This window comes from Pollutimonas subterranea (genome assembly GCF_002849655.1).
Classification (GTDB): Bacteria; Pseudomonadota; Gammaproteobacteria; order Burkholderiales; family Burkholderiaceae_B; genus Pollutimonas; species Pollutimonas subterranea.
Map to the genome: position 1 here is coordinate 269,217 of NZ_PDNW01000003.1, position 15,345 is coordinate 284,561.

Sequence of the window (15,345 nt, forward strand, 5' to 3'; positions counted from 1 at the left end):
GGGCTCGCAACAAGAGACATAGGCGGAGGGAGCGTTTATGATAACGGGCTTCAGCAAATTATGCAGTGATACTCATTATCGTGCGGTGCGCCCGACTTCCTACCGATCGCCCCGTTTCTAGCCCGGGCTACACTTTGGTTCAATGACAAAATTAAAATCTTTCATGCTGTACACGCTATTGCTGGTGGCGCTCGTCGCCACCGGCCTGAGCGCGGCGGCCTGGTACTGGGTCGAGCGCCCCGTTTCCATGAACGCGGAACGCATCGACTATGTCGTTGAATCGGGGAGCCGCCCGCGGACCATCGCCCAGTTGATGAATAAATCGGGCATTATTATCAACGAAGACGCCTTTGTCGCACTGGCCCGCCTGACAGGGCGCGATACCTTGATCAAAGCGGGTGCCTACGAGGCAGTACGTGGCGATACGCCGCGCACATTGCTCGAGCGCATGGCCAACGGCGACATGACGCAAACCCAGATAACCTTGGTGGAAGGATGGTCGTATCAGCGCATCCGCCAGGCCTTGGAACAGAATCCGCAGGTCCGGCAGACGCTCTCGACGGTCTCCGATGAAGAAATAGCAAAGAAGCTGGGCGCGACCGAAAGCAGCCTGGAAGGCCTTTTCTATCCGGACACCTATATCTTCGTGCCGGGTTCCTCAGACTTTGATATCTTGCGGCGCGCCTATCATGCCCAGCAACAATTACTGGCTTCAGCCTGGGCCGAACGCGATCCTGAATTACCATTGAAGAACCCTTATGAAGCCCTGATACTGGCTTCCATCGTCGAGAAAGAAACCGGCCACAGCGCCGATAGGCAGCGTGTGGCGGGGGTATTCATCAACCGTCTTCGGCTGGGCATGCCATTGCAGACCGATCCAACGGTCATCTATGGAATGGGTGATGCCTATCAGGGTCGGATACGAAAAAAAGACCTCACCACCGACACGCCCTGGAATACATACACGCGCGGGGGCCTACCGCCAACACCTATCGCCAGTGCCGGAAAGGCAGCATTGTTATCGGCCCTGCATCCCGAAACCCACAAGTTTCTCTATTTTGTTTCCCGAGGCGACGGAACCAGCGAGTTCTCCATGAACCTCGTCGACCACAATCGGGCGGTATCCAAATATATATTGGGGCGACGTAACTGATGCATGTTCAGCGCGGCTGTTTTATTACTCTTGAAGGGCTGGATGGGGCCGGGAAAAGCACGCATGTCCAGTGGCTTGTGGAACAACTGCAGAGCCGGGGCCTGCCGGTGGTGTCTACGCGGGAACCAGGGGGGTCGATCCTGGGCGAACAATTGCGCCAGTTGGTGTTGACGCAATCCATGGACCTGAAAACAGAAACCCTGCTCATGTTTGCTGGCCGGTGCGAACATCTGGAGACAGTCATCAGGCCTGCACTACATGCCGGCAAGTGGGTGGTATGCGACCGTTTCACCGACGCGACCTATGCTTATCAAGGCGGTGGGCGGCAATTGGGCGAGGACCGTATCAGCGCGCTCGAACAATGGGTGCATGCCGATCTGCAACCCGACCGTACCTGGCTTTTTGATGTTCCGCTCGAGGTAGCCCGTGAGCGCCTTGGCAATAGCCGGGATCTGGATCGGTTCGAGCAAGAAGGCGACGCCTTTTTCGAACGGACCCGTCATGCCTACCATGAGCGGGCCCGCAAGCATCCGCAGCGCTTACATATCATCGACTCAACGGTCTCTATCGAAGCAGTGCGCCGGGCTCTGCTCCTGCAGATCGATGAGCTGGTGTCGGCCCATCAGGAAGGCAGCATCCAATGAGTGATCTGGCGTCATTCCTGCCTTGGCAGGAACAGCTCGCGGCGTCGTGGCTCACGCAGCGCGAACGGTTTGCCCACGCCTGGCTCATTCACGGCGTTCCCGGCATCGGAAAGCGCCAATTCGCCCTGGCGGCCGCCGCGAGTCTCCTGTGTGAGTCGCCGCAGAATGGGTTGGCTTGTGGCCGTTGCGTCGCATGTCACTGGCTGGCCAGCGGCAACCACCCCGATTTGCGTCGTGTCCGGCCTGAAGCCGTTGCGCTCGAAGAGGGTTCGGCGGCCGCGAACGGGAACGCGGACGAGGATGACGTAGCGCCAACTACGGCCAAGAAGGCGCCGTCGAAAGACATCCGGGTGGAACAATTACGAGGCTTGAGCTCCTGGTTCAATACCGCAACCCACCGTGGCGGCTGGCGTGTCGCCGTGGTGTATCCCGCGCAGGCCATGAACAGCATTTCCGCGAATGCGCTGCTGAAAGTGCTCGAGGAACCCCCCGAGCATACGGTTTTCCTGCTCGTTGCGGACGCGCCGGACCGTTTGCTGCCCACGTTGCTCTCGCGCTGTCGCCGCCTGCCTTTGCCCGTACCGGAAAAAAGCGCAAGCCTGGAATGGCTGGGGCAACAACAGGTGAACGACGCGAATCTGTGGCTTGCCGCGGCGGGCGGAGCACCCTTGCTGGCGTTGCAATTGGCGCAAACCGGCCAGAGTCCGTGTCCCGATTGGCTCAGCCAGCTGATCGCGCCATTGGCCCAGTCCGCTCCCGTCGATATCGGTCCACTGGCTGACCACCTGGAAAAGGTGCCTACCGAAGTCTGGATCGACGCACTCCAGCGCCTCTTCATGGACTTGCTTCTTGCGGCCAGCGGCGCACCGCTGCGTTATTATCCGGGTCTCGAAGAATCCATACGCCTTGCTGCTGCGCATGCGGCGCTGGCCAATCTGGCGGAAACAGCAAAATGGCTGGCACAGCAACGTGCAACAGCCAGGCATCCGCTCAATGCCAAGTTGCTGATACACAGCACTTTGCAACGCGTGGCACTGGCGTGCCGGCCTTAGGAACGATTATGTACGTAGACTCTCATTGCCATCTCGACTTTCCGGAACTGGCAAAGAACTTGCCTGATATTCTCAGCCGTATGGCGCAAAACCAGGTCAGCCATGCTTTGGTCGTCAGCGTGAACCTGCCGAACTGGCCGGGGCTCATGGAACTGGTCGCGCCGCATCCCCACTTGTACGCATCAGTAGGGGTACACCCGGACTACGAGGATACGCCCGAACCGACGGTTCAAGAGCTGGTGGACATGGCCCAGTCGCCAAAAGTCGTGGCCATAGGAGAAACCGGCCTGGACTATTTTCGCATGGCCGAACCGCTGGAGTGGCAGCGCGATCGCTTCCGTACCCATATCCGGGCGAGTCGCGCCAGCGGCTTGCCCTTGATTATCCATACCCGTTCATCCAGCGCGGACACCCTGCGCATCATGAAGGAAGAGGGAGCCGATCAGTACGGCGGAGTCATGCACTGCTTTACGGAATCATGGGAAGTCGCGCAAGCGGCGATGGAGCTGAACTTTTATATTTCCCTATCCGGTATCGTTACGTTCAAGAAAGCCCAAGACCTCCAGGAACTGGCCACCAAGCTTCCGCTGGATCGCCTTCTGATTGAAACGGATTCTCCTTATTTGGCACCCGTTCCTCACCGCGGTAAACTGAACGATCCGTCGAATGTCATGCATGTGGCGGAAAAAATCGCAGAGCTACGAGGAATTTCAGTCGCCGAGGTGGCAAAACATTCGACTGACAATTTCTTTAGGCTTTTCAATAAGATAGGGAATTAAGTTTAGAAATAGGATTATATTGATACTAGATAATCCGAATCGATGAAAAATTTCAAATAAATTCTTATTAATCAAGTCATTACGAACACAAATTAATGTTGATTATATAAAGCAAAATAGTTAATGTTAATTAGTTAAAGTAAATTATGAAATTACCTCCGCTTTTTCTTGCATGTCGTACCTGGGGGCTCGGCTTGGCAGCCGCACTGCTGTGTCTAAGCGCGCATGCGGCCAATCCGGCTGACTGGTGGGTAGACATCGCGAATGATCGCGTTTCGAACGTAAAGACCATGTTGGCGCGGGGCGCGGACCCAAACGAACTGAGTCCCAAGGGCCAACCCGCCATCATGCAGGCCATCCGTGACGGCGCTTGGGGCGTCTACGACGTGCTTGCCGCGAACAGAAAAACCGCACTCAATGCCATCAACGTCAATCGTGAAACGCCACTGATGTACCTGGCGGTGCTCGGGGATACCAAGCGGGCAAAAGACCTGATCCGGCGCGGGGCGATGGTGAATCGCCTGGGCTGGACGCCGCTGCACTATGCTGCATCGACGGGCAAACTGGAAACAGCCAAGATGCTCATAGCAAATAACGCGATCATCGACGCACCCGCGCCAGACGGTACTACGGCCTTGATGATGGCGGCACATTCAGGAAGCGAAGCGATGGTCCGCTTGCTGTTGGATCATGGGGCGGAAGTCACGACACAGAATCTTCAAAAGCTGGACGCGGCCGACTGGGCCATCAACAACAAGCACACGGCACTGGCGGCTATGCTCGAGTCCCTCACCGACAAGACCCTGAAACAGCGCGCAGCCGCGCGTCAAAGCGAAGGTCAGCGGGCCGAAACCGGCAGCAATGCATCGGGAATCAAGACGATAGACCTGGGCGACGTGGATGCAGGGGCCGCAGCGGCTGAACGCAATGTTCCGCAAAAGAAAGCGGAAAAGCCGGCGTCGACATCGCCTTATTTCGACCTGGACCGCTTCAAGTAAAAAGCGGTGCCTTGAAAAAGGCACCGCTATGATCAGGTAGGTATAAATTCAGGCCGTAATATCCCTCGCAGCCTGCTGTAGGGAATCAGCAGTTCCGGCTGTCCGGACGAGTAGGGCGCGATCTGGTACGAGTCGTATTTCACCAGTAGTCCACCATCCGTAAAGGCGAAATTGCTGCTGGCCTGGAACGGCCACAGCCGGTTGTACGCGGCCGGGTCATTCATGGCATCCGGATTCGTCGCCAGCCATTGCGCATGCACCTCTTTCAGGGCGGCAAGGTAGGCGTCCTGTTTTCCGCTCTCCAGCACATTAGCCAGGCCCAGTACCTTGCCGGTTGCATTGTCCCAGTTCAGGAACTGAGTGGCCGATATGCCATGGGCAGCTCCGGTGAAATACTGCCAGGTATTCAGTTCAACGACAGTCAGGTACTTGTTCCGGTAACGTGTCTTGGCCGCCAGCAGGGTGGAATCGCGTGGGGCCGCCGTCTTCCAGAAGTACGCCTCGTATTCTTTTATTGTTGCATAGGGTGGAGCGCCGCTGCTGCCTACGCCGGTCATGACAGCCAGAGCGTGGTCCACCAATTCGGTCAGTCGCGCAATGCCCGGAAAAACAATGGAGTCCAGCTTTACAGTGGGGCAGTCGCCCTCGCAACCGGGCTTCTTATGTTCCCACTTGACCGCCTGCGTGAACAGGCCGTCTTTGCTGGTTTGCTCAGCGGTCTGGGCGGGAATAAGTGAAATATTGTCCGACGGGCCGCTGGCGCACGCGGTCAATACCGATGCCGCAATAATGGTGAGTGCCAGGCGGACAGTGAGTGCTGAATTCGATCTTTTCATTTGATCGTTGCGGCATCCTGGCCGAAAAGGATTTTACGGGATTCTTCGTCGCTGACCGAAGGCGCCGTGTTGATTTCGTCGGCTAATGCGTAGGCGCGTGCCGTGGCAGGGCGCTGTCGTATGGCGTCGAACCAGCGTTGCAGGTTGGGAAAATCGTTCAGGTCTTGCCCTTGGCGCTCGTACGGAACCACCCATGGGTAGCAGGCCATATCGGCAATGGAATATTCCCCGGCAATGAACTCCCGACCTTCCAGCCGACGGTCAAGCACCTTGTATAGGCGCGCCGTCTCACGCACATAGCGGTCAACGGCATATGTGATCTTTTCAACGGCATAATTATTGAAATGATGATTCTGTCCGGCCATGGGACCCAAACCGCCCATTTGCCAGAATAGCCATTGCAAGGTGTCCACCCGGCCTCGTAGGGTGTTCGGGATGAACTGGCCGGTTTTTTCCGCCAGGTACAACAATATGGCGCCCGACTCGAATACCGAGACCGCGGCACCTCCATCGGCGGGAGCATGGTCGACAATGGCTGGGATACGGTTGTTGGGCGCCACTTCCAGGAATTCTGGCTTGAATTGTTCGCCCTTGCCGATATTGACCGGAAAAATCGTGTAAGGCAGCCCCGTTTCCTCAAGAAACAGGGTAATTTTGTGACCGTTGGGGGTAGTCCAATAGTGCAAATCGATCATGCTGATCCTTTATGTCGTTTCCGGGGAGGCTGCCTGAACGTTCAGGGCCTCTTCAATATCGTTACGCAAGGCATCGGGCTTGGTGGTTGAACCGTAGCGCTGCAGCACCCGGCCGTCGCGGCCCACTAGAAATTTCGTGAAGTTCCACTTGATCGCGCGCGTACCCAGGACTCCGGATTTTTCACCTTTAAGCCATGCAAACAGTGGATGGGCGCCAGGTCCATTGACCTCGATTTTGTCAAACATCGGAAACGAAATTTCGTAGTTGCTGGAGCAAAAATTGGCGATCTCTTGTGCGCTTCCTGGCTCTTGGTGTCCGAATTGATCGCACGGGAAACCCAATACCGAGAACCCGCGCTCGTGGTATTCGCGGTAAAGCGATTCCAGCCCTTGATATTGGGGCGTGAATCCGCATTGGGACGCGACGTTGACGACCAGCAGAACCTGGCCCCGATAGCGGGACAGGTCCTCGTGATCGCCGTGCAGCGTCTGAGCCGAAAAAGAATAGATCGTTGTCATCGCTTACGCATCACTCTCTGGCTATTGATATTTACACTTTACCATTGAAGACCGCCGCTATCGTCACCCCCGATATAGCTTGGGCGCCAGTTCCGGCGAGCCGTTTCGGCTTTCCTCATTTGTTCTTGGCCGCCCATTCTTTGACGGCCGCCATGGTGTTGGCCACATGATTGTCCGGACTCATGCTGCTGTAGTGATAGTAGATTTTTTGATCCGGCGTTATGACATAGGACACGCGGTTGGCCATATCGGGCTTGAACGCCATTTGTGCATCATAGGCATTTATAACCTTGGCCTCTGGGTCGGCCCCCACGGCAAACTTGCCTTGGCAAGCGCTGACTGAAAACTCTTTCAGTTTAGCGAGACCGTCAGCCGACACGCCCAGCACGGTGGCGCCGTGCTTCCTGTATTCGTCAGTCGCTTCAGCAAAATCGTGGGCTTCGATCGTGCAGCCCTTGGTGAATGCGGCAGGGTAAAAATACAGTACGACTGGCCCTTTTTGTAGCGCATCGTTCAATGAAAACGCGAAGGCATTTCCTCCGAGCGCCGCATCGATCGTGAAGGCGGGCGCGGCGGCGCCCACCTCCAGCTGCGCGTGAACAGCGAATGGCAATGTGAATGACAAGGCGAGGGCCGTGCACCCAATAATCTTGAATTGACGAAAAGAACCCACGATTGCTCCCGGTAGGTGATTCAAAGCGCTAAGATAGCGGACCTTACAAGACTTCACGTTAATGGCGATGACCACGATCTATCATAATCCTCGTTGCGGCACTTCGCGCACTGTGTTGCAGGCACTGCAGGCGCGCGGCATAGAAACCAACATTGTCGAATACCTCAAGACACCGCTTTCACGTGGCGAATTACGCGACCTCATACACAATGCAGGCCTGTCGCCGCGCGAAGCCATACGCAGCAAAGAGGCCCTCTTCGATGAGCTTGGCCTTGGAGACCCGGACGTCAATGACGACCAATTGATCGACGCCATGGCCGAGCATCCCATCCTGATGAATCGTCCTTTTGTCGTTACCGGCAAAGGCACGCGGCTGTGCCGGCCCGCGACTGTCCTGGAAGAAATCCTGTAGATACGGCGTGACACTCATGGCCGCGGTTTCCCGATGACGCTACAAGTCTTTTTATTGGTCGTCATCGCGGCCGTCCTTCATGCGTCCTGGAACCTGATTTCCAAGCGCGCGGCAGGTGCCGGCGCTTCTTTCGTCTTCTGCTATCGGCTCATGTCCACGGTGCTGTACGCGCCATGGGTGATCTACATCCTGTGGAATGAGGGCATGGCATGGAGCTGGGAAGTGGCCGCATTCATTGGGCTGTCCAGTGCCTTGCACCTGGGCTACAGCATCTGCCTGATGCGCGGCTATCGGGCCGCCGATCTTTCCGTGGTCTATCCCGTGGCCCGCGGCACCGGTCCACTGCTGGCCAGTGCGGGCGCGTTCCTGTGGCTGTCCGAGGTGCCTACCGCTGTCGGCATACTGGGCATCTGCAGCGTGGTGGCAGGCATACTGCTTATCGCCACCCAGGGAAACTGGCGCAAGTTCGCCCAGGCCCAAGCCTGGACAGGAATACGCTGGGGCTTGCTGATAGGGCTGTTCATCGCCGCGTACAGCCTGAGCGACGCCTACAGCGTCAAGGTTTTGCTGATCGCGCCGGTTCTGCTGGACTGGCTTTCCGCCTGTGGAGGTACGCTGCTGCTGGCTCCTAGCACCTGGGTGCGACGCAAGACCATGATGCAGCAGATGCAGGGCAAGTGGCATTTGGCGCTTGCGGTCGGCGCCTTGTCGCCCATGGCCTATATTCTGATCCTGTATGCCTTGCAGCAAGGCGCAGAAGTGAGCGTGGTGGCCCCCTTGCGCGAGATGTCGATGATGATGGCGACGTTCGCCGGCTTCTTCATTCTGAAAGAGAAGGTGCCGCCCGCGGGATGGCTGGGGTGCATCGTGATTATTGCCGGCGTGATCCTTTTGTCCGTCCGCTAAACATTATGCCGCCTCGTCAAGGAAGACGTGTACCTGCCGCGGCTGAATGACGAGTGACTCGCTCTCCTTCAGCTGTAGTTGTCGCAACCGTTCCTGCGATATCACCACCTCGATCAGTTCGGCGGTATCACTGCGCATGAGCTCGAGCTGTGCCAGTGGACCGACGGCATGAATACGCTCCAGGCGCACCACCAGTCCTTTGGCTCCCTGCGAATAGCGTTCTATATCGATATCGTGCGGACGCACATAGGCCGTACCCTGTATGTCGCGAACATCCTGGTGAGCCGGCGCATGGAACGCCGCATCACCGGTTTCCAGATAGCCATTGTGTACACGTCCTCGGAAGAGATTCACATTGCCCAGGAAGCTGTACACGAAAGGCGTTGCGGGCTGGTTGTACACCGATGCGGGCGTACCCACCTGCTCGACCTTGCCACGGTTCATGACTACGATTTCGTCGGCGACCTCGAGCGCCTCTTCCTGGTCATGCGTCACGAATATGCTGGTGACTTGAAGCTCATCATGCAGGCGGCGCAACCAGCGGCGCAGCTCCTTGCGAACCTGTGCGTCCAGGGCTCCAAAGGGCTCATCCAGGAGCAACACCCGCGGCTCCACCGCGAGGGCGCGCGCCAGCGCAATCCGCTGTCGCTGCCCGCCCGACAGAGCGGCCGGCCTGCGGTCCGCCAGCCAGTCCAGCTGCACGAGCTCCAGCAGCTGCATCACTTTTTCGCGGATGGCGGCTTCGGACGGGCGGAGCTTGCGGGGTTTCACCCGCAAGCCAAACGCAATGTTCTCGAACACGCTCATATGCTTGAAAAGTGCGTAGTGCTGGAATACGAATCCAACTTGACGTTCGCGAACGTGCCGTTCGGTTGCACTTTCATTGTCCAGCAGAATCTGCCCCGAATCCGGATACTCGAGTCCCGCGACAATGCGCAGCAAGGTCGTCTTGCCGCAGCCGGAGGGCCCCAACAGGGCCGTCAGCTTACCGTCGGGAAATTTCAGTGAAACATTATCCAGGGCCGAAAAGTCACCGAACTGTTTGTGTATATGGCGTACTTCAATACTCATGATCCATGCTCCCGCGCATGCTGTGATGGCAGCGCCTGCCATTCAATCCAGGACTTCAGAACCAGCGTCAGCAATGCAAGCAACGCCAGCAATGACGCAACAGCAAACGCGGCCGAGAAGTTGTACTCGTTATAGAGAATCTCTACGTGTAGCGGAATCGTGTTGGTCATGCCCCGTATATGGCCCGATACGACCGATACGGCACCGAACTCGCCCATGGCGCGTGCGTTGCACAGGATTACGCCATACAACAGGCCCCACTTTATATTCGGCAGAGTGACATGCCAGAACGTCTCCCAGCCCGAAGCACCCAGCACCAGGGCTGCCTCCTCTTCGTCACTGCCTTGCGACTGCATCAACGGTATGAGTTCACGGGCGACAAAAGGAAACGTGACAAAAATGGTCGCCAGCACGATGGCGGGCAAGGCAAACAGTATCTTGATATCGTGCTCGTACAGCCAGGGTCCCAGCCATCCCTGTGCACCGAAAATCAGTACATAGATCAGCCCCGATATAATCGGCGACACTGAGAACGGAAGATCGATTAGGGTGATGAGCAGGTTCTTGCCGCGGAATTCGAACTTGGCCACCGCCCAGGCGGCGCTGACGCCGAATACAAGATTCAGCGGCACCGAAATCAGAGCAGCCAGCAACGTCAGCGTGATGGCCGATACGGCATCTGGCTCAACAATCGCCGCAATATAGGCATCCCAGCCTTTACGCAATGCCTCGGCAAAAACCGCGAACAAGGGAATGAACAGGAACAAAACCAGGAAAAGAAGGGCGATTCCGATCAGGCCGTATTGGACCCAGCGCGGTTCGACGGTGGCCGCCTTCCCGCGGACGGACGAGGCTACCGGGGCCACTGCGGTGGGCAAGGTTACATCTAGGGTGGACATATTCAATTTCTCGTCACTTTACTGCGTCCACGTGTCCATGCCTGCAACAGGTTGATGGCCAAAAGAAGCAGGAAAGAAATGGACAGCATGACGACAGCGATGGCGGTCGCCCCGGCATAGTCATATTGTTCAAGCTTGGTCACAATGAGCAAAGGCGCGATCTCCGAAATCATAGGCATGTTTCCAGCTATGAAAATCACCGAGCCGTATTCCCCTGTGGCACGAGCGAATGCCATGGCAAAGCCGGTAAGCAGTGCAGGAAGTATGGTCGGGAATATCACGCGGGTAAAAGTCTGCCAGCGGCTTGCGCCCAAGCTGGCGGCAGCCTCTTCAAGCTCGCGCTCCGCCTCTTCAAGCACCGGCTGCACTGTCCTGACGACAAAGGGCAAGCCGATGAATGTCAGCGCCACGACGATGCCTAGCGGGGTGAAGGCCACCTTGATTCCCAGCGGCTCAAGATACTGGCCTATCCAGCCATTTGGCGCATACAGGGCAGTAAGTGCTATTCCGGCGACGGCGGTCGGCAGCGCAAAAGGCAGATCGACCAGCGCATCGACCAGTCTTTTGCCGGGGAAGCGGTAACGAACCAGCACCCACGCCACAATGCCGCCAAAGACGACATTGATGGCGGCGGCTATAAGCGAAGCCCCAAAGCTCAAGCGATAAGAGGCCATTACGCGATCCGACGTGACGGCCTCCCAGAAGCCGCTCCAGCTCATTGTGAACGTCTTCAAGAAGACCGCGGATAGGGGAATCAGCACGATCAGGCACAGGTACACCAGCGTGAAGCCCAAGGTGATGTTGAATCCCGGAATAACGCGGAAGGGCGAGGATCGCATGGCAGGTATGGCGGCAGCACTGAACATGGTTCAGCGGCCAGGAACGTATATCTGGTCGAAAATGCCGCCATCACCAAAGTGTGCTTTTTGAACTTTATCCCAACCGCCAGCCACGTCTTCGATCGTGAATAGCTTTACGTCAGGGAATTGCTGCGCATACTTCGCAGCGATTTTTTCTGAAGTAGGGCGGTAATAGTTCTTCCCTGCAATATCTTGTCCCACGTCGGTATACAAGTACTGCAGGTACGCCTGGGCAACCTTGCGGCTACCTTTCTTATCCACGACCTTGTCCACGATGGCGACAGGTGGTTCGGCCAGGATGCTGATTGATGGCGCCACAATTTCCACTTTGTCAGGACCCAGCTCTTTGATCGCCAGAAGAGCTTCATTCTCCCAGGCCAGCAGTACATCGCCAATGCCACGCTCGACAAAAGTGGTGGTCGAACCCCGCGCACCGGAATCGAGCACCGGCACTTGCTTGTACAGCTTTCCTACGAATGCTTTGGCGCTCTCTTCAGTGCCGCCAGGCTGCTTCAATGCATAACCCCACGCCGCCAAATAATTCCAGCGGGCGCCGCCCGATGTTTTAGGATTGGGTGTAATGACAGAGACGCCCGGCTTGACCAGGTCGCCCCAGTCCTTGATTTGTTCAGGATTGCCTTTGCGAACCAGAAATACGATGGTGGACGTGTATGGTGAATTATTATTGGCAAAACCTTTTTGCCAATCGGTCTTGATGGCTCCGCGCTGAGCGATGGCATCTATATCCGATGCGAGTGCCAATGTGACGACGTCGGCATCGATTCCATCGATAACCGACCGGGCCTGCTTTCCGGAGCCGCCATGCGATTGCTTGATGGTAACCGTGTCGCCCGTGGTCTCTTTCCAATGCTTGGCGAAGGCCTGATTGAACTCTTGGTAAAGTTCACGTGTAGGGTCATACGAAACATTAAGCAGCGAGATCTCGGCGGCGGTCGCCGACTGCGCGACGACGGCGCCCGCTACAAGCAAAGCGTTGATGAAATTCGGCAGCAACATGGGCACATCCTTATTTATGGCTGTTTTCAGGTACAGGATCAAGACTAAGGGGCCGCGTCCGAAAGTAGAACGAATACTTCGGTCATTGTTAATAAGCGCAAGCCATAAGATTTGCGCGCTATATGCTGATTCCCCGCTGGAGTGCCAGGGTTTCCCATCCGGGTTTTGTCAGACAGGGCTTGTAAACTCCGGTTCCGGAGTATAGAATGACCGTAAAAGGAGTCACGCCATGAGCCTCGCCTACGCTTATCCATCAAGCCGGTTCGAACCGGCGCCGGTTGTCGACCTCAACGACAAGGCCGCACGCGAACGCTTGTCCAAATCGGCCCTGCAAGGCTTTTTCAAGCTTGCGCAGGCATGGAAGCTTCGCGACGAAGATGCCTGCATTTTGCTGGGTGGAGTTTCAAGCAGCGCGTTCTACGAATGGAAGAAAAAGCCCGGGCGCGTACTCGAGGTAGACCGGATCACCCGTATTTCCTACCTCCTGGGTATCTACAAGGCCCTGCATATTCTGTACGGCGACGACCTCGCCGACCAATGGGTAGGCATGGCCAATCGCAACGTCATCTTCGGGGGCAAGACGCCGCTGCGCTATATGCAGGAAGGCGGGCTGCTCGCCATGCAAACCGTGCGGGCCTTGCTCGACGCTCGCCGCGGAGGCATGTAGCGTGCGGGCACCACCGCTTACCCTTATACGCCAACTGGATACCTGCCGCCTATTGCCTTCTCGCTTTGCCGACCAGGAAGACTCAGTGCTTGCACCCCTGGCCGAAAACGCTGCGCATCTGAAAGACCTGTTCGACCTCGATAACGCCAGCAACCAGCGCCTTGCCGCCGAACGCGGTGCCATGCCCGGCATCGGCATAGACGAACTGGTGTTTGGCGTGCCCAACTTTCGCATGATCAATGCGGCCTACGCCTATGCCCGCCCGGAAGGCAGCCGGTTCAACACCGGTGAGCGCGGCGCGTGGTATTGCGCGTTTGAAGTGGAAACAGCATTGGCCGAAATCATTTTCCACAAGATAGTCGAATACGCTGAAATCGATTATTTTCACGATACGATCAGCTATCAATTGTTGTTGGCCGACTTCAGCGCCGAATTTCACGACGTGCGCAACGCCGCGTCGTACATGGCTTGCCTCGACCCCGCCAGTTATGTCGCGTCGCAAAAGCTTGCCGTCCATTTGCTTGAACAAGGTTCCTTGGGCATTGTCTATCCCAGTGTCAGGCGCAAGGGGGGTACCAACCTTGCCTGTTTTCGTCCGGCACTGGTGGGCAATGTCCGCCGGGGTGCTGCCTACACCCTGAGCTGGACCGGCGACCCGCAACCTTCCGTAGCGGCGGTTGCCGCCACACCGAAAACCAAGTCAAAAGCCAGATCCAAACCAGCCAAATAATAATCAACGACAGACGGAGACCCCATGAGCCTTTATGCGCAGCTTCAACAACGAGCCGCAACGAATAACCCCATACGTATCGGGCTGATTGGCGCCGGTAAGTTCGGTTCCATGTATCTCGCCCAAATTCCGCGCACGCCTGGCGTGCATCTGGTTGGAATCGCCGATCTCTCGCCCGATGCGGCGCGCCAGAATCTGGCCCGCGTCGGCTGGAAACCGGAGCAATGCCAGGCCGCGTCCGCGCAAGTTGCACTATCTACCGGCGGCACATGGATCACCGACGACTGGAGGGCACTCGTAAGCCTTCCTCAAATCGATGTCATCGTCGAATGTACCGGCAACCCGGTTGCCGCGGTCGAGCACTGCCTGGAAGCCTTTGCGCAAGGAAAGCATGTCGTCAACGTCACGGTCGAAGCCGATGCATTCTGTGGACCGCTGCTGGCATCCAGGGCCGCAAAGGCCGGCGTTATTTATTCGATGGCGTTTGGCGACCAACCGGCGCTAATTTGCGATTTGGTCGACTGGGCTCGAACCTGCGGATTCCCCGTGGTGGCAGCCGGCAGAGGCCACAAATGGCTGCCTCATTACTCCGAGTCAACGCCAGAGACAGTTTGGGGGTACTACGGCCTTAGCCCCGAACAGGCACAACGCGGCGGCCTCAATCCCAAAATGTTCAATAGCTTCCTCGATGGTTCCAAACCATCCATCGAGAGCTGCGCTGTCGCCAACGCGACCGGTCTCTCCGTACCGTCCAACGGCCTGCAATATCCGCCGGCCAGCATAGAAGATATCCCCTTCGTTACCCGGCCTGTCAGCGAAGGCGGCGTACTTGAACGTAAAGGCATGGTCGAAGTGGTTTCGTCGCTGGAAGCCAACGGCCGGCGCATACCCTACGACATCCGCATGGGTGTCTGGGTCACGATAGAAGCGGAAACCGACTACATCAAGAACTGCTTTGAAGAGTACAACGCGCACACCGATCCCACTGGCCGGTATTTCACGCTCTATAAGCGTTGGCACCTCATCGGTCTGGAAGTCGGCATGTCGGTCGCCTCCGTTGCCCTGCGCGGCGAAGCCACGGGCGTAGCGGCTGCCTGGACGGCGGATGTCGTGGCCACGGCAAAGCGCGATTTGCAAGCCGGCGAGATACTCGACGGCGAGGGCGGCTATACCGTATGGGGCAAGTTGCTGCCCGTTGAAACGTCACAGCGTCTGGGGGGCTTGCCGCTGGGCCTGGCGCACAATGTCAAACTGCTGCGACCGGTAAAGAAAGGACAATGCGTGTCCTGGGACGACGTGGCCATCGACACCACCACGGCTGCGTACACACTGCGCAAAAGCATGGAGCTCTTGTCAAAATCGGATTAGAATCGCAGCTCTCCCCGGCGTTTCTGAAAGATCTCGAAATTGAATAAACAGTGGCTTACACGCTGC

At 57.1% G+C, this 15,345-nt stretch carries 18 protein-coding genes; 10 read left to right on the forward strand and 8 right to left on the reverse strand.

The window, feature by feature from the left end; translation table 11 throughout:
• The first annotated feature begins 142 nt into the window (after positions 1-142).
• From mltG to CR159_RS05580, 5 genes are all read left to right on the forward strand, one after another.
• The gene (gene mltG / locus CR159_RS05560; protein ID WP_102073007.1) at positions 143-1,153 is read left to right on the forward strand and encodes an endolytic transglycosylase MltG; all 1,011 of its coding nucleotides are present in this window, start codon (positions 143-145) and stop codon (positions 1,151-1,153) included.
• Positions 1,153-1,797 carry a dTMP kinase gene (gene tmk, locus CR159_RS05565; protein WP_102073008.1) on the forward strand — a complete coding sequence of 215 codons (645 nt, stop codon included), beginning with the start codon at positions 1,153-1,155 and terminating at the stop codon, positions 1,795-1,797. The genes mltG and tmk overlap by 1 nt, the downstream gene beginning before the upstream one ends.
• On the forward strand, positions 1,794-2,849 hold the full coding sequence (gene holB / locus CR159_RS05570) for a DNA polymerase III subunit delta' (protein WP_102073009.1): 1,056 nt from the start codon (positions 1,794-1,796) through the stop codon (positions 2,847-2,849). The genes tmk and holB overlap by 4 nt, the downstream gene beginning before the upstream one ends.
• 8 nt (positions 2,850-2,857) lie before the next feature.
• Positions 2,858-3,628 (forward strand): TatD family hydrolase, encoded by a 771-nt coding sequence (locus CR159_RS05575; RefSeq protein WP_102073010.1) that lies wholly within the window; start codon positions 2,858-2,860, stop codon positions 3,626-3,628.
• Positions 3,629-3,774: 146 nt separating this feature from the next.
• Positions 3,775-4,626 carry an ankyrin repeat domain-containing protein gene (locus tag CR159_RS05580; protein ID WP_102073011.1) on the forward strand — a complete coding sequence of 284 codons (852 nt, stop codon included), beginning with the start codon at positions 3,775-3,777 and terminating at the stop codon, positions 4,624-4,626.
• 32 nt (positions 4,627-4,658) lie between these two features.
• Here the strand turns inward: CR159_RS05580 and CR159_RS05585 are convergent, their stop codons facing one another.
• From CR159_RS05585 to CR159_RS05600, 4 genes are all read right to left on the reverse strand, one after another.
• Positions 4,659-5,462, reverse strand: a complete 804-nt coding sequence (locus tag CR159_RS05585) for an RsiV family protein (RefSeq protein ID WP_102073012.1) — start codon at positions 5,460-5,462, stop codon at positions 4,659-4,661.
• Positions 5,459-6,157 carry a glutathione binding-like protein gene (locus CR159_RS05590; protein ID WP_102073013.1) on the reverse strand — a complete coding sequence of 233 codons (699 nt, stop codon included), beginning with the start codon at positions 6,155-6,157 and terminating at the stop codon, positions 5,459-5,461. Before CR159_RS05590 ends, CR159_RS05585 begins: the two co-directional genes overlap by 4 nt.
• A gap of 9 nt (positions 6,158-6,166) precedes the next feature.
• Positions 6,167-6,676, reverse strand: coding sequence for a glutathione peroxidase (locus CR159_RS05595; RefSeq protein WP_102073014.1), 510 nt, complete (start codon positions 6,674-6,676; stop codon positions 6,167-6,169).
• 115 nt (positions 6,677-6,791) lie between these two features.
• Complete coding sequence (locus CR159_RS05600) at positions 6,792-7,349, reverse strand: peroxiredoxin (protein ID WP_102073015.1); 558 nt, start codon at positions 7,347-7,349, stop codon at positions 6,792-6,794.
• Positions 7,350-7,416: 67 nt separating this feature from the next.
• On the opposite strand from CR159_RS05600, the gene arsC reads away from it, so the two are divergent.
• Both arsC and CR159_RS05610 read left to right on the forward strand, forming a co-directional pair.
• Complete coding sequence (arsC, locus tag CR159_RS05605; RefSeq protein ID WP_439650490.1) at positions 7,417-7,761, forward strand: arsenate reductase (glutaredoxin); 345 nt, start codon at positions 7,417-7,419, stop codon at positions 7,759-7,761.
• Between the two features lie 33 nt (positions 7,762-7,794).
• The gene (locus tag CR159_RS05610; RefSeq protein WP_102073017.1) at positions 7,795-8,667 is read left to right on the forward strand and encodes an EamA family transporter; all 873 of its coding nucleotides are present in this window, start codon (positions 7,795-7,797) and stop codon (positions 8,665-8,667) included.
• A 3-nt stretch (positions 8,668-8,670) separates the two neighbouring features.
• Here CR159_RS05610 and CR159_RS05615 read toward each other — a convergent pair whose 3' ends face one another.
• The 4 genes from CR159_RS05615 to CR159_RS05630 are packed head-to-tail and all read right to left on the reverse strand — an operon-like array spanning position 8,671 to position 12,514.
• Positions 8,671-9,738: a sulfate/molybdate ABC transporter ATP-binding protein gene (locus CR159_RS05615; protein ID WP_102073018.1), complete on the reverse strand. Its 1,068-nt coding sequence runs from the start codon at positions 9,736-9,738 to the stop codon at positions 8,671-8,673.
• The gene (gene cysW / locus CR159_RS05620) at positions 9,735-10,637 is read right to left on the reverse strand and encodes a sulfate ABC transporter permease subunit CysW (RefSeq protein WP_102073019.1); all 903 of its coding nucleotides are present in this window, start codon (positions 10,635-10,637) and stop codon (positions 9,735-9,737) included. Before cysW ends, CR159_RS05615 begins: the two co-directional genes overlap by 4 nt.
• Positions 10,638-10,639: 2 nt before the next feature.
• Positions 10,640-11,503: a sulfate ABC transporter permease subunit CysT gene (cysT, locus tag CR159_RS05625; protein WP_102073020.1), complete on the reverse strand. Its 864-nt coding sequence runs from the start codon at positions 11,501-11,503 to the stop codon at positions 10,640-10,642.
• Positions 11,504-11,506: 3 nt separating this feature from the next.
• Positions 11,507-12,514: a sulfate ABC transporter substrate-binding protein gene (locus tag CR159_RS05630; RefSeq protein WP_102073021.1), complete on the reverse strand. Its 1,008-nt coding sequence runs from the start codon at positions 12,512-12,514 to the stop codon at positions 11,507-11,509.
• A gap of 229 nt (positions 12,515-12,743) precedes the next feature.
• Here CR159_RS05630 and CR159_RS05635 point away from each other — a divergent pair, with 229 nt between their 5' ends.
• The 3 genes from CR159_RS05635 to CR159_RS05645 are packed head-to-tail and all read left to right on the forward strand — an operon-like array spanning position 12,744 to position 15,279.
• Complete coding sequence (locus CR159_RS05635; RefSeq protein ID WP_102073022.1) at positions 12,744-13,181, forward strand: MbcA/ParS/Xre antitoxin family protein; 438 nt, start codon at positions 12,744-12,746, stop codon at positions 13,179-13,181.
• A 1-nt stretch (position 13,182) separates the two neighbouring features.
• Positions 13,183-13,911: an RES family NAD+ phosphorylase gene (locus CR159_RS05640; protein WP_102073023.1), complete on the forward strand. Its 729-nt coding sequence runs from the start codon at positions 13,183-13,185 to the stop codon at positions 13,909-13,911.
• 24 nt (positions 13,912-13,935) lie between these two features.
• Positions 13,936-15,279: an NAD(P)H-dependent oxidoreductase gene (locus CR159_RS05645; RefSeq protein ID WP_102073024.1), complete on the forward strand. Its 1,344-nt coding sequence runs from the start codon at positions 13,936-13,938 to the stop codon at positions 15,277-15,279.
• Positions 15,280-15,345 lie beyond the last annotated feature (66 nt).